The sequence below is a fragment of the Fusobacterium sp. IOR10 genome (assembly GCF_010367435.1).
Lineage (GTDB): Bacteria > Fusobacteriota > Fusobacteriia > Fusobacteriales > Fusobacteriaceae > Fusobacterium_B.
In genome coordinates this window covers 1-18,988 of record NZ_WJWY01000031.1, presented here as the reverse complement: position 1 = coordinate 18,988, position 18,988 = coordinate 1, and the positions used below count along the sequence as shown (strand labels likewise).

The window sequence follows — 18,988 nt, the reverse complement described above, 5'->3', positions numbered from 1 at the left end:
CTGAGCCAGGATCAAACTCTTCATTCAAATTTTATCCGTTAATTGACTAGGTCAATTTCTTACCATTTTGTTTCTTTATTACACCATTTAAGGTTTGCTTGCTTATCTTGTTAAATTTCTCTATTCTGTTGTTAATGTCCTTTATTATTGTCCTCTCGTAGACAAGAAATATAATATCATTTTTTTTATATTCAGTCAACTTTTTTTTTATTTTTTTTACTTTTTTTTATTCAACCTAGTGATTTCAATCTAATATCATTGTATGAACTTCAATTATAAAATGAAAAATAATCTTTAAATTGAAGTTCGTACTAATATTTTCTTTATTTGTTTCTTAATCTTTTGATTTATCTAGTACTTGACCAATATATTTTTTTATTGTATTCAAATATATCATTTTTGAGTTGCTTTTTAATACAAACAAAAAACTTTCCTCTGTCCCTGTATCTTCTGAACATAACTTTAAAGCCTTTTCTTCTATCTTTAATTTCTCATATTCGTCAAACTTATCAAATTCTATTAATATGTCTCTTGAAATCTCCACATCTTCTTTTAATTCTTTTATTGTGTTTGTTAAAGAATTCTTTATTCCTTTTCTTGCTTGCTTTATTTTTTTCTTACTTATCATTACTTTTTCTTTGACATCATTATTGAATAATGTTAGATTTTGTTTTTGTCCATTATTTGTTTTATAAATATTTTTTAAAACACCATTAATATATTGAACCAATGTTGTTTTTATATTTTTGTTTAAATTTTTATAAAGTATTTTTAAAATCTCACAAGCTAAGTTTTCTCCATCTTCCCTATAAATCTTTCTTATTTTAGTGTCTGTTCTCTTATCCCAGGCTCTTAACACATAAATATTTCTTTTAGCTTTATGTATAAATGAAGCCAACTTTTCTGGGAGGTCATTATACGTTTCGATTTTTTTGTTTTTACTAGATGAAGCTGTCTTTTCTTTCACTATAATAGCGTCTTCAACTATTTCTTTTTTCAATTTAGTTGTATTTATTATTTTTTTCTTATTATGCTCTAAAAAAGATGAATTTTTATTATCTAAAAAACTTGATATATGACATTCTCCATCCTTTTCTCCATTGAAAATATAATTTAAATAATATGTATTTTCTTTTTTAGCTTCTTCATAGGAATATTTTTTTATATAACCTAATTTTTTTAAAACTTCATAAGCTTTTATAACTCTTTTTAAAACTTGTTTTGCTCTGCTCAATACATAAAACTTTTTTTCACCGTTTTTAGAAATTCTCTCAGTTTCTTGTTCCATCCTTAGGGGAATTATAGCAGCTAAGGTTCTTATGTTAATTCTTCCATCACTACTTTCGTATCTTATTTTACTTATATATTTATAAATTCTACCTGCTATTGGATCCTTGTTCATTATTTCCATCAAAGCTCTTGAGTTATATTTTATATATCTCTTGTCTTTTATTTTATTTCTTATGTTTTTATTAAGTTTTACTCTGTAGAATATTTTTTTTCCAACTTTTAATTTTTTATAAGTTAATAATTTGAATTCTTCATCTTCAAATTTATACTTTCCAAATTTAGTATGATTTGACACAACAAATTGATACTCTGTACTTTTTAAATTTTTTAAAGCTTGTTCAACTTTAGAATAGTAAACTCTATTCATTTTATTTCCTAAAAAATTAACAATAAAATCTGCTATTTCAAATTCAATATACTCTTCATCTTCTAAATTTTCTAAATTCATATCTTTTTTTGCTTCATATAATGATATTAAAAAATTATATATTTTTTCTTCAAATAAAGAAGGTTGATAGACTTTATCATTTTGATCTCTTGCAACTAAAGTGCAGAACATTGTTACCCCTAAATCTTCAAAGGAATATTGAAAATTAATTCTTTTGTTTTGTTTTTGAGGAGTAAAAAAAGGAAAAACTATCATTTCTATTGGAATATTAATAATATTATCTTTTAATTTCAAGAAATTTCCTGTCCCTTGTATTACAACCTCTCTTGTTTCTATTTTAGGTATATTTGATATTTTTACATCCATTTTTCCTATTTCTTTATTTAAAGACTCCACAGAAGGTATTAGAAAACTCTCCAAAATATTATCTTTTTCTTTCTCCATGAATAGTCCTCCATTTAATAAATAAAATATGTACACATACAATAATAAAAAGTGATGTGTTAGTTATTATAAAGCTTAAATCTTTTTATTACAAGTTTTTTTATGAAATGTTTCTTCTAGATAGTTTATTTTTTAACAGAGTCTTTGTAAAAAAATAAACTTATAAATTTATAATTTGAAAAATTTATTTCTTAACTTTATCAATGGATGCCTTTGTTTTTATTATAAAAAAAACTTTAAATATAAGTATTTCTGATTATGTATACATACAATAATAAACACCAATTGTCTTCTTTCCTTTATTTTAAAATGCTTTCACTCTGTCTTACTTTTTTTAAATTTATTATTATCTTGAAAACAAAAGATTTGTCATGTGTATACAATCATTAATAAATTATTTTTTCATTTCTTTCTTATTTTTGAATGTGTTCAAATGTTCTTAGATTATAAAAGACTTTTAATTACTCACTTAAATAAATGTATATGATCAATAATAATTTTAAATCTTTCTTTCTTTTATTTTCAACGTTTAGTTATAGAAAAAAAGATTATCTTAGTCTTTACATATTTACATTTCACTTTTTCTACTAATAACAAATCTGTAAAATATTATTTCTAAAAGAAAATATAAGAATATTTCTTGACAAATTTAACTTTTTCTTCTAAAATGGTATACTGTAATATAGAATTTTTTAGGAGGTGAATTTTAATGGCAAATGTACATACGTATCAACCAAATAATAGAAAATATAAAAAAGACCATGGCTTTAGAGCAAGAATGAAAACTAAAGGTGGAAGACAAGTACTAAAAAGAAGAAGAGCTAGAGGCAGAAAAAAATTATCAGCATAAACCCGGTGATTTGAAACACCGGTTTTTTTTGAGATAGGAGAAAAAATGGAAACTTTAAAAAAAAACAATGAGTTTAAAATAGTTTATAATTACGGAAACAAAAGTTATGGATATTACTCTCTTGTTTTTTTTAAAAAAACAAATAATAATTATAACAAAATGGGATTTGTTGTTAGTAAAAAAACAGGGAATGCAGTTTGTAGAAATAGAATTAGAAGATTATTTAGAGAATATTATAGAGAGAATGAAGAAAGAATTAAAAAGGGATATGAAATTATTTTTGTAGGAAAAAAAAATGCCGGAAAAGTTTATAAAAATTTAAAGTATCAGGAGATGAAAAAAGATATTGATAAAATTTTTAAAAAATCAAATCTATTTACGTATTAACTTTATATTAAAAAAAATTATTTTAAACTTGATTAAAATATATCAAAAATTAATATCGCCAATTTTAGGAAAAAATTGTAGATTTATTCCTACTTGTTCAGTTTATACTTACAAAGCTATAGAAATACATGGAGTAATAAAAGGAATTTATTTAGGAGTAAAAAGGATCTTAAAATGCCATCCATTTAATGAAGGTGGGTATGATCCAGTGCCTCCTAAAAAAATAAAAAATAAGGAGAAATAAAATATGAGTTTTTTATACGGAATATTTGGAAAAATATTAAATATGTTTTATGGAATGACTGGGAGTTTTGGATTAGCCATTATAATATTGACGGTGTTAATAAAAATAATTTTATTACCAGTTACTTTAAAACAAGATAAATCAATGAAAGAAATGAAAAAATTACAGCCTAAAATTGATGAATTAAAATCAAAATATAAAGGCGATCCCCAATTATTGAATCAAAAAACAATGGCTCTTTATAAAGAGCATAAAGTTAATCCTGCAGGTGGATGTCTACCAATGTTAGTACAATTACCTATATTGTGGGCGTTGTTTGGAGTATTAAGAAAAGAAGGAGTAGTACCAGATGAGACATTTTTATGGTTCTCTTTAATTAGTCCAGATCCATTTTTTGTTTTACCAATATTAAATGGTATAATTTCATTTGTTCAACAAAAAGTTATGGGAACAGCAAATAATCCTCAAATGAAAAAAATGATGTATATGTTTCCTATCATGATGGTATTTATTTCATATAAAATGCCAGGTGGATTACAATTATATTGGCTAGTTTCTAGTTTAAGTGGTGTTGCTCAGCAATATTTTGTTATGAATAGAGGAGAGTAGATTTTATGGCAGACTTTATAGAAATTAAGGCTATGAATCAAGAAGAGGCTAAAAAAAGAGCTATTAGAGTTTTAGATCTAGATGAACAACAAATATTAAATATTATTGAAAAAAATAAAAGCAAATCTTTTTTAGGATTTTTTAATAAAGAGGGACTTTATAAAATAGAGTATACAACAGATAAAATTATTAAAGAAAAAGAAGTGGTTGAAACAAAAGAAGAAGTTAAAATAAAAGAAAATTTAAAATTAAATAAAAAAAATAAAACTATTGAAAACAAAGAAAAAATAGAAGATATTTATAAATTATCTCAAGAAGTATTGGATAAAATGAATTTGAATTTAAAAGTAAATTTTTTAGAATTTAAAGATAAAATTTATTATATTAATTTGTCTGGAGAAGATCAAGGGATAATAATAGGTAAAAAAGGTAAAACACTAAATAGTTTTGAGTATTTATTAAATTCTTTACTAAAGGATACACGAGTAAGTGTAGATGTGGAAGGATTTAAAGAGAAAAGAAACAAAACATTAAGAGAATTAGCAACTAAAATGGCATTAAAAGCTATAAAAACAAAAAGAGTTGTTAGATTAAATCCTATGCCTCCAAGAGAAAGAAAGATAATTCATGAAATAATAAATCAATATCCTGAATTAGATACTTTTAGTGAAGGTAGAGATCCTAAAAGATACATTGTAATTAAAAGAAAAAAATAAAAAAGAGGTGAGGTATAATGTTTGATACCATCGCTGCTATTTCTACTCCAAGAGGTGAGGGAGGAATAGGTATAGTAAGAATATCAGGAGATGAAGCTTTACTGATATTAAAAAAAATATTTAAGACTAAATCAAAAAAGGATGTTTTTAATTTAAAAACATACACAATAAACTACGGTCATATTTATGATGGAGATAAATTAGTTGATGAAGTTCTAGTATCTGTTATGAGAGCTCCAACAACATACACAAAGGAAGATATAGTTGAAATAAATTGTCATGGTGGTTATGTAATAACTCAGAAAGTTTTAGAACTAGTATTAGAAAAAGGTGCTAAAATAGCTGAACCAGGAGAATTTACAAGAAGAGCTTTTTTAAATGGAAGATTAGATTTAACACAAGCTGAGTCTGTAATGGATATTATACATGGAAAAACAGAGAAAAGTATTTCTTTATCTTTGAATCAATTAAGAGGAGATTTAAAGGAACAGATTCATAATTTGAAAAAATTATTAATGGATGTTGCTGCTCATGTAAATGTAGTTTTAGATTATCCAGAAGAAGGAATAGACGAACCAATACCTTTAAATTTAGTAAGTAATCTTCACAATGTGGTAGAAGAGACAAATAAACTTATATTATCTTACGACAAGGGTAAAATGATAAAAGAAGGTGTAAAAACAGCAATTGTAGGAAAGCCAAATGTAGGAAAATCAAGCCTTTTAAACTCTGTATTAAGAGAAGAAAGAGCTATAGTTACAAGAGTTGCAGGAACAACTAGAGATACTATAGAAGAAATAGTTAATATAAAGGGTATTCCTTTAATAATGGTTGATACAGCAGGAATAAGAGATACTGAAGATGAGGTAGAAAATATAGGAGTTCAAAAATCAAAAGAATTAATCAAAGAAGCTGATTTAGTTTTATTTGTTTTGGATTCATCTAAAGACTTAACAAAAGAAGATATGGAAATATATAATAGTATAAATAATAGCAAAGTTATTGGAATATTAAATAAGATAGATATAAGAAAAGAATTAGATATATCAAAATTATCAAAAATAAAAAAATGGATAGAAATATCAGCTTTAGAAAAAATAGGAATAGATAATTTAGAAGATGAAATATATAATTATGTTGTATCAGGAAAGATAGAAGATAGTTCTGAAAAATTAACAATAACTAATATTAGACATAAGTCAGCTTTAGAAAAAACAAAACAATCTGTGGAAAATATATTTGAGACTATAGATATGGGTTATCCTATGGACTTAATAGCAGTTGATTTAAATGATGCTATAGATTCATTATCTGAAGTTACTGGGGAAATATCAAGTGAAGATTTATTAGATCATGTATTTAATAATTTTTGTGTAGGAAAATAAATTTGTAAGGTTGACTATAAGTTGACCTTATTTTTATTTTATTATGTCTAATATTATGTATATAGTCAATAATAAAATGTAAGTAAACGAGGAGATAAAATGAATTCAAAATATGATGTTATAGTAGTTGGGGGAGGTCACGGAGGAGTTGAAGCAGCTTTAGCTTCAGCAAGAATGGGAAAGAAAACTTTATTAATCACTTTGTCTTTGGATACAATAGCAATGATGCCTTGCAATCCTTCCATTGGTGGCCCTGGAAAAAGTAATTTAGTTGCAGAATTAGATATTTTAGGTGGACAAATGGGTGCTCAAATAGATAATTATAATCTACAATTAAAGGATTTAAATACAAGTAAAGGTCCAGCAGCAAGAATAACAAGAGGACAGGCAGATAAATATTATTATAGAATTAAGATGAAAGAAATAATAGAAAAAACTCCTAATTTAGAAACCCTACAAGAATGTGTAGAAGAAATAATAGTTAAAGAAAATAAAGTTGAGGGTATAGTTACTTCTCTTGGATTTAAATGTTATTCTGAGACAGTTGTATTAGCAACAGGAACTTTTTTAAAAGGAAAAATAGTTATAGGAGATGTTGAATATAAAGGTGGAAGACACGGTGAATTATCAGCAGAGAAACTATCTGATAGTTTAAGAAAAAATGGATTACACATTGAAAGATATCAAACAGCTACTCCACCACGAATAGATAAAAGAACAGTTGATTTTTCAAAACTTGAAGAATTACATGGAGAAAAACATCCAAGATATTTTTCAATATTTACAAATAAAAAAGAAAATAGTGTGGTTCCAACATGGTTAACTCATACAACGGAAAAAACAATAGATGTAGTAAAAGAGTTGTTAAAATATTCTCCAATAGTATCTGGTATAATAGAAACTCATGGACCAAGACATTGCCCATCTTTGGATAGAAAAGTTTTAAATTTTCCTCAAAAAACAAATCATCAAATATTTTTAGAACTAGAATCTAAAGAATCAAATGAACTATATGTAAATGGTTTAACTACAGCAATGCCTCCATTTGCTCAAGATAAGATGCTAGAAAGTATACAAGGATTAGAAAAGGCTAAAATAATGAGATATGGATATGCTGTAGAATATGATTATATACCAGCTTACCAAATGTATCCTAGTTTAGAAAATAAATTAATAGAAGGTTTATTTACAGCTGGACAAATAAATGGGACATCAGGTTATGAAGAAGCAGCAGCTCAAGGATTTATAGCAGGGGTTAATGCAGCAAGAAAAGTTGATAAAAAAGATCCAATTATAATAGATAGAAGTGAAGGATATATAGGAGTATTAATTGATGATTTGATTCACAAAAAGACTCCAGAACCTTATAGGGCATTACCATCTAGAGCTGAATATAGATTAACATTGAGATTTGACAATGGTTTTATGAGATTATTGAAGAAATCAGAAGAGATAGGTATTATTTCAAGTGACAAAATAAATTATTTGAAAATATGTAAGGAAAATATTTTAGCAGAAGTTGAAAAATTAAAAGAAATAAAAATTTCAAAACAAAGATCCAATGAAATATTAGAGAAATATAATTCAGAAAAAAGAGTAACAAAAGGAATAAAAGCTAATGAGATGATTAAATTTAAGGAAATTAGTTATATTAATTTAGCTAAAGAATTAGGAATAGATATATTGAAATATCCTAATTTTGTCATAACTCAAATTGAGACTATATCAAAATATGATATTTTCATAAAAAGAGAAGAGGAACAAATAAAGAAATTTAAAAGATTAGAAGGAATATCAATTCCTAAAAATTTTAATTTTAAAGATATAAAAGGAATATCAAATATAGCCAAGTCAGGATTAGAAGATGTAAAGCCTTTATCAATAGGGGAAGCAAGTAGAATTAGTGGAGTAACAGGAAATGATATTGCTATTTTATTAGGAAATATAAAATAATAGGTAAAAATAAAAAAAAGTTTTATTAAAACTTTTTTTTATTTTTGAGCATATACATATTTTTTAAGGATTTTATCTGTCATTAAAAGCGCCTCTTTATGTTCTTTAACATCGTGAACTCTTATAATGTTAACACCTTTTTGTATACCTATAATAGATGTGGCGATTGTCCCATACACTCTGTCTTTTGGGATTTTTACATTAGTTATACTTCCAATAAAACCTTTTCTAGAAGTACCTAAAAGCATGGGTCCCAAGTCAGTTAATTCTTCTAACCTAGATAAAACCTCTATATTTTGATCTAAATTTTTTCCAAATCCAATTCCAGGATCAAGAATAATTTTATCTAATTTAATATTATTTTTTTCAGCAATTTCAAAAGTATTTTTAAAAAAATTTCTAATTGATAAAATAATATCATCTGTATAAGTTGTATTATTTTTATTGTGCATAGCCACTAAAATTGCTCCAGATTTTCCAACTATTTTAGCCATTTCACCATTATCTTTTTGTAGTCCCCATACATCATTAACAATATGTGCTCCATTTTTAATAGCTTCCTTGGCAACTTCCCAATGATAAGTATCAATAGAAATTAAAATATCAAGTTCAGAGGATATTTTTTTAATAATAGGGATGACTCTATTAATTTCTTCATCTATAGAAACATCTTCATGGCCTGGTCTTGTGGACATTCCACCAATATCAATAATATCAGCACCATCTTTAATCATTTCTTTAGCTTTAAAAAAAGCTCTATTTATATCAAAATAATTTCCTCCATCTGAAAAAGAGTCAGGTGTAACATTTAAAATTCCCATAATTAAAGTTTTTTTATTTAGATTAATTTCTATATTTTTATACTTAATAGCCATAAACTTTCTCCTTTTATTATTGATCATATACATTTCTATTTAAAAGATTTTCTAAAAATGAAATAGTTTTTTTCTCCAATGGATGAATGATATTAGGAGCAATTTCTTTTAAAGGTGTTAAAACAAAAATCCTATCACACATATAAGGATGAGGGATAGCTAAATTATTATCTTGAATAACTAGATCATCAAAAAGAATAATATCAATATCAATTAATCTTGGTCCCCATTTAATAGTTCTTACTCTTCCCATTTTTTTTTCGATATTTAATAAATTATCTAACAAGTCATGTGGAGAAAAAAGAGTTTTAATTTCAATACAAGTATTAACGAAATCATCTTGTTCTTTTAACCCATAAGGTTCTGTATTAATAAAAGTGCTGATTTTATTAACATGTGTATTAGGAAGCTCTTCAATTAAATTTATAGCCTCAGAAAGATTTCTTTTTTTATCTCCAATGTTAGAACCTAAAGATAAAAATACCCTATGCCATTTTCTAGAGATCTCCACACTAACAAAATCAAAATGTTTTTGTATAGGAGCCCATGGTTTTTTAATACTAACAATGACGTTATTTACTAAATTATAATTTAACAAAATCATTTCAGCTATTTTCTCTGCACATGTTTCAATTAAATTAAAGGAATTATTTGAAAATAAATTTTCAATGTCATTAGCTACCATTCCATAATTAGTAGAATAGTTTAAATTGTCGCTTTTAGCAGCAAGATAAGTGTCTGTTTGCATTTCCACTGAAATTATAAATTTTTGTCCTAATATTTTTTCTTCTTTAAAAACTCCGTGATTTCCTATAAGTTCTAGGTTTTTAATTATTATTTTATCCATAAATTCTCCTAAGTCTATTTTTTTAAAAGTGTGGCTATCTCTAAACGCTTACTGGTATCTTTTTCAAAAATACCTCTAGTCCCAACAGTAACTATTTTAGAACCAGGTTTTTTTACCCCACGCATAGTCATACATAAATGCTCTGCTTCAATAAAAAGATAAACTCCCTTACAGTCTAATCCTTTAAAAATAGTTTCAACAATATTTTCTGTTAATCTTTCTTGTAATTGAGGCCTTTTTGAAAAAGCTTCTATCACTTTAATAATGTCACCAAATCCTATTATTTTTTTATTTGGAATATAAGCTATTGATATTTTTCCAAAAAAAGGTAATAAATGATGTTCGCACATTGAGTAAAAAGAAATGTTTTTTTCAATAATAATATCATTATTATTTGTTGGAATATAATTTTTTAAAAAATCATAGGGATTAATCTTTAATCCAGAAAAAAATTCAGTGTAAAATTCCTCCATTCTTGAAGGAGTATTTTTAAATACTTCTTCATTAATATATTTTTTTTCTCTATCAAGTTCTGATAAGATATTTTCAAAAGCTAGTTTAATTTGCATAAATAATACTCTCCATTAATCTATAATATAATCAATACATTATACACTAAATATAAAAATATAAAAATATAAAAAGAAATTATAAAATATTATTGACCATATACAAATAAAACATAAGAATTTAATATGTGATATAATTTAATAAATTAATATAAATAATCGAGGTGAATAGTCATTGTTTAAAGAAATAGAATTAAAAAATTTATACAGAGGTTCTGTTCCATTTTTTTTATCCCAACTAAAAGGAGGAACAATTTTTTTATGCTCTTCTAATAAAGATATAAATGATTATTACAATACAATTATAGATTGGTATCATGGTAAAATTTTGAAAATAGACGATATTGAAAATGAAAATGATGAATATAGAAAAAAATATAATTTTTTAGAGTTATTAAAAAAAGAAGAAAATTATATAGTTTTAGTATCATTAAAATTTTTATTATCTAATTTTTTTCTCAGTGAAGAGTTAATTTCTCTAAAAATAGGAGATAATATAAACTTTAAAATGTTAGAGACAAAATTAATAGAAAATGGGTATAAAAAAACTTATTTAATTGAAAAACCACTTGAATATTCTATTAGAGGGGATATATTAGATATTTATTCTTTAAGTAAAGAAGATCCCATAAGAATAGAAAGTTTTGGGGATGAAATAGATAGATTAACATATTTTGATACTAACACCCAAAAAAGTATTGATAATGTTGATTCTATAGATATGTATATAGACAAAAATAAAGAAAAAGAATATAATTTTTTAGAAATATTAGAGCAACTGAATAACAAAAAAATTAATTTTTATTTGGAAAATTTAGAAATATTAGATTATAAACTAGAAAACTTTATTCTTAAAAATAGAGACAAAGAAATGTATTATAGAAAAATTTATGAGAAAATTCTTGAAAAATCTGAGAAAATAAAAAGTAAGAGATTAGATATTGATGATATAAAAGAATATAATAATATTGATAAAATAAAACAAGAAGGGAAAAATAATAAGATAATAATATTATCAAATGAAAAAAAGAGATACGATGACATATTCAAAAATTATAAAAATATAGTAATAAAAGATTACCCTCATTTTGAAGGTTTTTATTATAGGGATACATTAGTATTAACAGACAGGGAAATAAAAGGAATTAGAGTAAAGAAAGAGATTAAAATAAAAAAATCCTTAAAATATGATAATATCAACCAAATAAGAGAAAATGATTTTATTATTCATGAAAATTATGGAGTGGGAAAATATTTAGGAATAGAAATAATAAAGGGAAAAGATTATTTAATGATTCAATATGCAGGGGAAGATAAGCTATACGTTCCTATAGAAAATTTAAATAAAATAGAAAAATATATATCGGAACTAGGGAAAACTCCAGAAATATATAACCTAGGAAGAAAAGGATTTAAGAGAAAAAGATTAAAATTAGAAGAAGAAATAAAGAAATTTGCAAAGGAAATTATAAACATTCAAGCTAAAAGAAAAACAGCATTAGGTTATGCTTTTTCAAAAGATACAGTTTGGCAAGAAGAGTTTGAAGAATTATTCCCATATACAGAAACTAAAGATCAGCTAGAAGCAATAAATATGACTAAAAAGGATATGGAATCTACATTGGTTATGGACAGAGTTATTTGTGGAGATGTTGGTTTTGGTAAGACTGAGGTTGCTATGAGAGCCACATTTAAATGTGTTACTGACGAGAAGCAAGTTTTGATATTAGCTCCAACAACTGTATTAGCAGAGCAACACTACGAACGTTTCAAAGAAAGATTTTATAATTATCCAATAAATATTTCATTAATGAGCAGAGTTAAAACAAAGAAAGAGCAGCAAGAAATATTAAAAAAAATATATATAAAAGGGGTTGATGTAATAATTGGAACCCATAGGTTATTATCAGCAGATGTTAAATTTAATGATTTAGGATTAATTATAGTTGATGAAGAACAAAAATTTGGTGTGAAAGCTAAAGAAAAATTAAAACTAATTAAAGAAAATACTGATATTTTAACTCTAACAGCCACTCCAATTCCTAGAACATTGAATTTATCTCTTTTAGGTATAAGGGATATTTCAATAATAAAGACTCCCCCTGTAAACAGAAAACCAATACAAAATATGTTTATAGACAAAAATAAAAAGAATATAAAAGAGATAGTTCTTAAGGAAATATCTAGAGAAGGGCAGGTTTTTTATGTTTATAATTCAATTAATAAAATGAATTACAAATTAGAAGAATTGAAAAATATCTTACCTGATTTTATAAAAATAAAATCCATTCATGGAAAAATGCAACCAGAGCAAATAAAAAATATAATTCATGATTTTGAAAGTGGAGATATAGATGTTTTATTAACAACAACTATCATAGAAAATGGGATAGATATAGAAAATGCAAATACTATTATAATAGAGGGAATAGAAAAATTAGGTTTATCTCAAATATATCAGCTAAGGGGAAGAGTTGGCAGAGGAAATAGACAAGCCTACTGTTATCTAATTGAAGATAAAGAAAAAAAATATAATAAAAAAACCCTATTGAGGAAAGAAAGTATAGAAAAGATAAAAGGAGTTGGTGGAGGCTTTGAATTATCTTTAGAAGATATGAATATAAGAGGAGCAGGAGAAATTTTAGGAGAAAAACAGCATGGGGCAATTGAGAGTTTTGGATTTAATTTATATTTAAAATTATTAAATGAAGAAATTTCAAATCTAAAAGGAAACTATGAAGAAAATCAAGAAATTATAGTTGATTTTAAAGAAACAGGATTTATACCTAAAACTTATATAAAAGAATATGAAAAAATAAATATTTATAAAAGAATTAGTAAAATAAAAACTTTAACTGATAGTAAAGAAGTCTTAAATGAAATCAGAGATAGATTTGGTGTTGTACCAGCTCCAGTTATAAAATTATTTGAAAATATTAATATCAAAATTAGAGCTAAAAAAATAGGAATAATAGAAATAAAAGAAGAAAAAAAAGGCATATATGTTATAAAGTTTGATAATAAAAAAATTAATTTTAATAATATTTTATCAATGATTAAAGCTGGTAAATGTGAATTATATGGAAATGATTCTATAAAATATTCAAAGAATATTAGAGAATTTTTTAAAGAATATGAGGAGGAAAAAATTGAAAGAATTTGATAGGCTAATAGAAATTATGGATATTTTAAGGGGAAAGAATGGGTGTCCTTGGGATATGAAACAAACGAGAGAAAGCTTAAAGGGTGATTTCTTAGAAGAAGTTTATGAAGTATTGGAGGCAATGGATATTGGGGGAGACAATTTAAAAGGTGAACTGGGAGACCTTTTATTACATATTGTTTTTCAAGCAAAAATTTCAGATGAAAAGGAAGAATTCAATATAAAAGATGTAGTTCAAGGAATAAACAATAAACTAATAAGAAGACATCCTCATATATTTAAAAAAGCAGAATCAATAAGTGAGGAAGATGTTATAAAAAATTGGGAAGTAATAAAAAATACAGAAAAAGAAATTAAAGAAAGAAAATATATTTTAGATGGAATACCAAAACATTTGCCACCTTTATTAAGAGCTCAAAAAATTCAAGAAAAGGTAAGTATATATGGATTTGATTGGGAAAATAAAGAAGATGTTTTTTTTAAGGTACAAGAGGAGATTGAAGAAGTAAAACTAGCAATAAAAAATAAAGATACAGAAAATTTAGAAGAAGAGATTGGGGATTTGTTGTTTTCATTGACAAATTATGCAAGACACTGTGGATTGAATATAGATACGATAATGAGAAAATCAAATGATAAATTTGAAAAAAGATTTAATTACATTGAAGATAATTGTAATATAAAAGATTCAGATTTAAAAGTAATGGAAAAATTATGGGAAAAATCAAAATTTTAAAATAAGCTATTGACTTATTGTAAAAATAAGGTATACCTAATATAAAGGAGAGAACATGAGATTAGATAAATTTTTAAAAATAAGTAGAATCATAAAAAGAAGGCCTGTTGCCAAAGTAGTTGTTGACAGCGGAAAAGCTAAAATAAATGGAAGAGTAGCTAAATCTGGAACAAAAGTAAAAGTAAATGATATTTTAGAATTAGAATATTATGATAAATTTTTTAAATTTCAGATACTAGAGGTTCCTTTAGGAAATGTAACTAAAGACAGAAGTGGAGATTTAGCAAAAATTTTAGAAGTTAAAGATTTAAAAATAGAAAGTAAGGAGAATTAATCAATGGTATCTGTTTATAGTAATGCAAAAATAAATATTGGATTAAATATTTTAGGAAAATATTCCAATGGATATCACAAATTAGATATGATTATGCTTCCAATTTCACTTTCAGACAGAATGGATATAGAATTTAAAGGTAAAAAAGGAAAATTAAAAATAAAATGTAATATAGATAGTATTCCCACAAATGAAAGTAATATTATTTATAAAGTTTATAATAAATTTTATGAAATAACTAGATTAGATAAAGAAGAAATAGAAATTTATTTAGAAAAAAAAATCCCAAGTCAAGCTGGTTTAGGAGGAGGAAGTTCCAATGGAGCTTTTTTTCTTAAGGAGTTAAATAAATACTATAAGTGTATTTTATCAGAGGAAGAAATGATAGATTTATCAAAAAATATTGGGGCAGATATTCCATTTTTTATAAAAAATATTCCCTGTAGAGTTCAAGGAATTGGTGAAGAATTAATAGAAATAAAAAATAATCTTCAGTGCAAAATATTATTAATTAAGCCTAATTTTGGAGTTTCAACAAAAGAAGCCTATAAACTATATAATAAATTAGAAAACCCCAAAAAAGCAAATATAAAAACTTTGATTGAAAGTTTGAAAAACAATAAATTAAATGATATTAATCAATATAATGAAAATGTATTAGAACAATCACTATTGGAGCAAAATAAGGATATTATAAATTTTAGAGAAAAAATCAATTGTATAAAAAAATATACTTTCTCTATGTCAGGTAGTGGTAGTTGTTATTATTTGTTACTTCCAAATGATAAAAAGATATGTATTAAGGAACTAAAAGAGAAAATAGGAGATTGCAATATATATATATGCAATTTTTTATAACAGTTAATACTACATAAAAAAGGATGGTGCATTGAAATGAAAATTACAGATGTAAGGTTAAGAATAGTTAAAGGAGATACTGATGCTAAATTAAAAGCTTACGCAGATTTAACATTTGATGGAAGTTTTGTTATTCATGGGCTAAAGGTTATTGATGGTCAAAAGGGTATGTTTGTAGCTATGCCTTCTAGAAAAATGCCAGATGGAGAATACAAAGATGTTGCTCATCCAATAACTTTGGATTTAAGAAAAGAAATAACAGATTCTGTTATTGAAAAATATAACGAAGTTAAAGAGCTAGAAATAAAAGAAGAAATTGCAGAATAAGAGAATGTTTAAATTTTTTTTAAGAAAGGATTGACAAAAAAAAAAGATTATGATATCATAGTTATTGTTGTTGGGATGTCGCCAAGCGGTAAGGCATCGGACTTTGACTCCGTTATGCGTTGGTTCGAATCCAGCCATCCCAGCCATATATAACTTTAGATTACTATTTGTATATAGTAATTTTTTTTTGCAAAAAAATAATGGTGCTAATATTAAAAATTAAATACTAACACCATGATATATAATCTTTTATAAAGTGAAATTAAATAATATCATTACATCGTTTCATTGGACATAGATCTCCACACATAGTACAAACTTCCTCTTCTATAGGTTGAGAAGATTGTCTATATTCTTGAGCTTTTTCTTTATCTAGACAATTATTAAACATTCCTTTCCAATCTAAATTTCCTCGAAATTCTCCCATTTTGTAATCCCATTCTATAGCCTGTGGTATACCTTTTGAAATATCAGCAGCATGTCCTGCAATTTTAGAGGCCATAATTCCTTCTTTCATATCATTTAAATCAGGGAGTCTTAAGTGTTCCGCAGGAGTGACATAACATAAGAAATTAGCACCATTAAGAGCAGCAATAGCTCCCCCTATAGCAGCAGTAATATGATCATAACCTGGAGCAATATCAGTAACAATAGGACCTAAAACATAAAAAGGAGCATCATGACATAATTTCTTTTCCAATTGCATATTTGTAGAAATTTCATGCATAGGAATATGTCCAGGCCCTTCAATGATAATTTGAACATTTTTTTCCCAAGCTCTTTTAGTAAGTTCTCCAAGAATAATTAATTCTTGTATTTGAGGTGCATCAGTGGAGTCATATATGGAACCAGGTCTAAGTCCGTCTCCTAAACTTAGAGTAACGTCATATTTATAACAGATTTCAAGAAGTCTATCAAAATATTCATAGAATGGATTTTCTTTATTATTTTGTATCATCCATTGAAATAAAATTGATCCTCCTCTGCTCACAATTTTAGTCATTCTTTTTTTATTTTTTAATCTTTCTATACAAATTTTATTAAGACCAGCATGAACAGTAATAAAGTCAATTCCATCTTTACAGTGCTCTTCAACAACTTCAAAAAGATCATCAACTGTCATATCTTTAATATTTTTTCCAAGTTTAGCAACAGCATCATACATGGGAACTGTTCCAATCATTGTAGTACAATTAGCAATTAAGTTTTTTCTAAAATTTTTAGTATCTCCAAAAGTACTTAAATCCATTATGGCATCAGTTCCATATTCAATAGCTTTATTAGCTTTTTCAAGTTCTTCTTCATAATTACAACAATCCTCAGAAACTCCCAAATTAACATTAATTTTAGTTTTCATATATTTACCAATAGCTCTAGGATAAATATTTTTATGATTCACATTGCACGGTATAACAACCTTTCCATTAGAAATAAGTTTGATAAGTTTATCTTTTTCAATATGTTCATCTTTTGATACAATTTCCATTTCTTTTGTAAAAATACCTTTTTTTGCATATTCCATTTGTGTCATAATAATTCCTCCTTGTAAAAAAGTAAAAAAAAAGCTCTGTACAGAGTACAGAGCATAATTAATAAATATAGTTGCTTAAATTAAAAAAATAAGCAAAAAATAAAATATAATCAGCTTCCCTACGCTAGTACTATCTAGATCAGGTTATAAGGGTCAAGAACGAATCTTTTTTCAGCCGAAGCTCCCCTAGCAATTCAGTTCATATTATATACTCTTGATTTAATTAAGTCAAACTTTATAAAGAAAAGAGCTTTACAAAAATTAAATTATGAGCTATAAATAAGTAACGTAGAAGCTAATATCCAAAAGAATCAGGAGGGGGTTAAGCATGACAAAAAAAGAATTTGTAGATGGTATTGCATTAAGAGGTGAAATGACAAAGAAAGAAGCAGAAAAATTAGTAAACCTTTTTTTAGAAACAGTATCTAATAATTTAGAACAAGGTAATACAGTAGGCTTTGTTGGTTGGGGAAAATGGGAAGTAATGAAGAGAGCAGCAAGAGAAGTTAGAAATCCTCAAACAGGTAAAAAAATGAAAGTGAAAGCTAAAAAAGTTGTCAAATTTAGAGTTGGGAAAGTTTTAGAGGAAAAAATAGCAAAATAAAATTAAATTGAATAATATTTATAAAAGGTGGTTTCTTTGTTTTATAGGAGTCATCTTTTTTATATAGTATTCTTATTTTTATAAATTTAAAATAAATCTTTGAAAAATTTTTAAAATAAGGGTATTATAAATTATAAAATAATTTATAAAGGAGAAATTAAATGAAAAGAAAAGACTATATAAGTTGGGATCAATATTTTATGGGAATAGCTTTGTTGTCAGCAAAAAGAAGTAAAGATCCAAGTACACAAGTAGGAGCATGTATAGTAAATTCTGATAAAAAAATTGTAGGAGTTGGATATAATGGACTACCTCAAGGATGTGATGATGATAATTTTTCTTGGGAAAGAAAAGGTGAATATTTAGAAACAAAATATCCTTTTGTTTGTCATGCAGAATTAAATGCTATTTTAAATAGTGTTAAAAATTTAAAAAATTGTAGTATTTATGTTGGATTATTTCCATGCAATGAATGTAGCAAAAGTATAATACAAAGTGGAATAAAAGAGATTATTTTTCTATCTGAAAAATATAAAGATACACCTTCAGACATTGCTTCTAAAAGAATGTTGGATATGGCAGGAGTTAAATATAGAAAGTTGGAAATAAAAAATAAAAAAATAATACTTTCTTTTGATGAAGAAGAATTTGAACAATTATAAAATAAAAATAAAAAACAGTTGACATAAATTGCTGAAAGTGGTATTATACTTCTTGTCCGCAAGAGATGCGAACGAAGGACATTAACAATAGAATAGAGAAATTTAACAAGATAAGCAAGCAAACCTTAAATGGTGTAATAAAGAAACAAAATGGTAAGAAATTGACCTAGTCAATTAACGGATAAAATTTGAATGAAGAGTTTGATCCTGGCTCAG

General features: G+C 25.4%; 19 protein-coding genes, 1 tRNA gene and 1 riboswitch. Of the genes, 15 read left to right on the top strand and 5 right to left on the bottom strand.

Annotated features, from left to right (window positions below; all coding sequences use genetic code 11):
- Nucleotides 1–334: 334 nt before the first annotated feature.
- Entirely contained in the window at nt 335–2,122 is a 1,788-nt protein-coding gene (locus GIL12_RS08465) for a chromosomal replication initiator DnaA (RefSeq protein WP_163470049.1), read from the bottom strand.
- Nucleotides 2,123–2,831: 709 nt separating this feature from the next.
- Here GIL12_RS08465 and rpmH point away from each other — a divergent pair.
- The 7 genes from rpmH (at nt 2,832) to mnmG (ending at nt 8,266) form a co-directional block, all read left to right on the top strand.
- On the top strand, nt 2,832–2,972 hold the full coding sequence (gene rpmH, locus GIL12_RS08460; protein WP_163470048.1) for a 50S ribosomal protein L34: 141 nt from the start codon (nt 2,832–2,834) through the stop codon (nt 2,970–2,972).
- Nucleotides 2,973–3,017: 45 nt separating this feature from the next.
- Nucleotides 3,018–3,359: a ribonuclease P protein component gene (gene rnpA / locus GIL12_RS08455; RefSeq protein WP_163470047.1), complete on the top strand. Its 342-nt coding sequence runs from the start codon at nt 3,018–3,020 to the stop codon at nt 3,357–3,359.
- Between the two features lie 4 nt (nt 3,360–3,363).
- The gene (gene yidD / locus GIL12_RS08450; RefSeq protein WP_203522589.1) at nt 3,364–3,603 is read left to right on the top strand and encodes a membrane protein insertion efficiency factor YidD; all 240 of its coding nucleotides are present in this window, start codon (nt 3,364–3,366) and stop codon (nt 3,601–3,603) included.
- Between the two features lie 3 nt (nt 3,604–3,606).
- On the top strand, nt 3,607–4,212 hold the full coding sequence (locus GIL12_RS08445) for a YidC/Oxa1 family membrane protein insertase (RefSeq protein ID WP_163470046.1): 606 nt from the start codon (nt 3,607–3,609) through the stop codon (nt 4,210–4,212).
- A 5-nt stretch (nt 4,213–4,217) separates the two neighbouring features.
- Nucleotides 4,218–4,928: an RNA-binding cell elongation regulator Jag/EloR gene (gene jag / locus GIL12_RS08440; protein WP_163470045.1), complete on the top strand. Its 711-nt coding sequence runs from the start codon at nt 4,218–4,220 to the stop codon at nt 4,926–4,928.
- A gap of 14 nt (nt 4,929–4,942) precedes the next feature.
- The gene (mnmE, locus tag GIL12_RS08435; protein ID WP_163470052.1) at nt 4,943–6,313 is read left to right on the top strand and encodes a tRNA uridine-5-carboxymethylaminomethyl(34) synthesis GTPase MnmE; all 1,371 of its coding nucleotides are present in this window, start codon (nt 4,943–4,945) and stop codon (nt 6,311–6,313) included.
- A 99-nt stretch (nt 6,314–6,412) separates the two neighbouring features.
- The gene (gene mnmG, locus GIL12_RS08430; RefSeq protein WP_163470044.1) at nt 6,413–8,266 is read left to right on the top strand and encodes a tRNA uridine-5-carboxymethylaminomethyl(34) synthesis enzyme MnmG; all 1,854 of its coding nucleotides are present in this window, start codon (nt 6,413–6,415) and stop codon (nt 8,264–8,266) included.
- A gap of 38 nt (nt 8,267–8,304) precedes the next feature.
- Here the strand turns inward: mnmG and folP are convergent, their stop codons facing one another.
- The 3 genes from folP to folE are packed head-to-tail and all read right to left on the bottom strand — an operon-like array spanning nt 8,305 to nt 10,557.
- Nucleotides 8,305–9,141 carry a dihydropteroate synthase gene (gene folP, locus GIL12_RS08425; protein ID WP_163470043.1) on the bottom strand — a complete coding sequence of 279 codons (837 nt, stop codon included), beginning with the start codon at nt 9,139–9,141 and terminating at the stop codon, nt 8,305–8,307.
- Nucleotides 9,142–9,157: 16 nt separating this feature from the next.
- Entirely contained in the window at nt 9,158–9,988 is an 831-nt protein-coding gene (folK, locus tag GIL12_RS08420; RefSeq protein ID WP_163470042.1) for a 2-amino-4-hydroxy-6-hydroxymethyldihydropteridine diphosphokinase, read from the bottom strand.
- A 14-nt stretch (nt 9,989–10,002) separates the two neighbouring features.
- Nucleotides 10,003–10,557 carry a GTP cyclohydrolase I FolE gene (gene folE, locus GIL12_RS08415; RefSeq protein ID WP_163470041.1) on the bottom strand — a complete coding sequence of 185 codons (555 nt, stop codon included), beginning with the start codon at nt 10,555–10,557 and terminating at the stop codon, nt 10,003–10,005.
- A gap of 175 nt (nt 10,558–10,732) precedes the next feature.
- Here folE and GIL12_RS08410 point away from each other — a divergent pair, with 175 nt between their 5' ends.
- From GIL12_RS08410 to GIL12_RS08385, 6 genes are all read left to right on the top strand, one after another.
- A complete protein-coding gene (locus GIL12_RS08410) occupies nt 10,733–13,720 on the top strand; it encodes a DEAD/DEAH box helicase (RefSeq protein ID WP_239056085.1) in 2,988 nt (995 codons plus the stop codon).
- Entirely contained in the window at nt 13,707–14,456 is a 750-nt protein-coding gene (gene mazG / locus GIL12_RS08405; protein WP_163470040.1) for a nucleoside triphosphate pyrophosphohydrolase, read from the top strand. Before GIL12_RS08410 ends, mazG begins: the two co-directional genes overlap by 14 nt.
- 55 nt (nt 14,457–14,511) lie before the next feature.
- Complete coding sequence (locus tag GIL12_RS08400) at nt 14,512–14,790, top strand: S4 domain-containing protein (protein WP_163470039.1); 279 nt, start codon at nt 14,512–14,514, stop codon at nt 14,788–14,790.
- Between the two features lie 3 nt (nt 14,791–14,793).
- Nucleotides 14,794–15,648, top strand: a complete 855-nt coding sequence (gene ispE / locus GIL12_RS08395; protein ID WP_163470038.1) for a 4-(cytidine 5'-diphospho)-2-C-methyl-D-erythritol kinase — start codon at nt 14,794–14,796, stop codon at nt 15,646–15,648.
- Between the two features lie 36 nt (nt 15,649–15,684).
- A complete protein-coding gene (spoVG, locus tag GIL12_RS08390; protein WP_163470037.1) occupies nt 15,685–15,975 on the top strand; it encodes a septation regulator SpoVG in 291 nt (96 codons plus the stop codon).
- Between the two features lie 71 nt (nt 15,976–16,046).
- Nucleotides 16,047–16,121, top strand: a tRNA-Gln gene (locus GIL12_RS08385).
- A 116-nt stretch (nt 16,122–16,237) separates the two neighbouring features.
- On the opposite strand, the gene thiC is transcribed toward GIL12_RS08385, so the two are convergent.
- Entirely contained in the window at nt 16,238–17,512 is a 1,275-nt protein-coding gene (gene thiC / locus GIL12_RS08380) for a phosphomethylpyrimidine synthase ThiC (RefSeq protein ID WP_163470050.1), read from the bottom strand.
- Nucleotides 17,513–17,605: 93 nt separating this feature from the next.
- Nucleotides 17,606–17,704: riboswitch (TPP riboswitch) on the bottom strand.
- 130 nt (nt 17,705–17,834) lie between these two features.
- Between thiC and GIL12_RS08375 the strand changes: the two genes are divergently transcribed.
- Both GIL12_RS08375 and GIL12_RS08370 read left to right on the top strand, forming a co-directional pair.
- Nucleotides 17,835–18,110 (top strand): HU family DNA-binding protein, encoded by a 276-nt coding sequence (locus GIL12_RS08375; RefSeq protein WP_163470036.1) that lies wholly within the window; start codon nt 17,835–17,837, stop codon nt 18,108–18,110.
- Between the two features lie 161 nt (nt 18,111–18,271).
- Nucleotides 18,272–18,772, top strand: coding sequence for a dCMP deaminase family protein (locus tag GIL12_RS08370; RefSeq protein ID WP_163470035.1), 501 nt, complete (start codon nt 18,272–18,274; stop codon nt 18,770–18,772).
- Nucleotides 18,773–18,988 lie beyond the last annotated feature (216 nt).

Bases quoted from the DNA above. Each gene is read 5' to 3' on its own strand.
- GIL12_RS08465 (WP_163470049.1), bottom strand. From the start codon at position 2,122: ATGGAGAAAGAAAAAGATAATATTTTGGAGAGTTTTCTAATACCTTCT.
- rpmH (WP_163470048.1), top strand. From the start codon at position 2,832: ATGGCAAATGTACATACGTATCAACCAAATAATAGAAAATATAAAAAA.
- rnpA (WP_163470047.1), top strand. From the start codon at position 3,018: ATGGAAACTTTAAAAAAAAACAATGAGTTTAAAATAGTTTATAATTAC.
- GIL12_RS08445 (WP_163470046.1), top strand. From the start codon at position 3,607: ATGAGTTTTTTATACGGAATATTTGGAAAAATATTAAATATGTTTTAT.
- jag (WP_163470045.1), top strand. From the start codon at position 4,218: ATGGCAGACTTTATAGAAATTAAGGCTATGAATCAAGAAGAGGCTAAA.
- mnmG (WP_163470044.1), top strand. From the start codon at position 6,413: ATGAATTCAAAATATGATGTTATAGTAGTTGGGGGAGGTCACGGAGGA.
- folP (WP_163470043.1), bottom strand. From the start codon at position 9,141: ATGGCTATTAAGTATAAAAATATAGAAATTAATCTAAATAAAAAAACT.
- folK (WP_163470042.1), bottom strand. From the start codon at position 9,988: ATGGATAAAATAATAATTAAAAACCTAGAACTTATAGGAAATCACGGA.
- folE (WP_163470041.1), bottom strand. From the start codon at position 10,557: ATGCAAATTAAACTAGCTTTTGAAAATATCTTATCAGAACTTGATAGA.
- GIL12_RS08400 (WP_163470039.1), top strand. From the start codon at position 14,512: ATGAGATTAGATAAATTTTTAAAAATAAGTAGAATCATAAAAAGAAGG.
- ispE (WP_163470038.1), top strand. From the start codon at position 14,794: ATGGTATCTGTTTATAGTAATGCAAAAATAAATATTGGATTAAATATT.
- spoVG (WP_163470037.1), top strand. From the start codon at position 15,685: ATGAAAATTACAGATGTAAGGTTAAGAATAGTTAAAGGAGATACTGAT.
- GIL12_RS08375 (WP_163470036.1), top strand. From the start codon at position 17,835: ATGACAAAAAAAGAATTTGTAGATGGTATTGCATTAAGAGGTGAAATG.
- GIL12_RS08370 (WP_163470035.1), top strand. From the start codon at position 18,272: ATGAAAAGAAAAGACTATATAAGTTGGGATCAATATTTTATGGGAATA.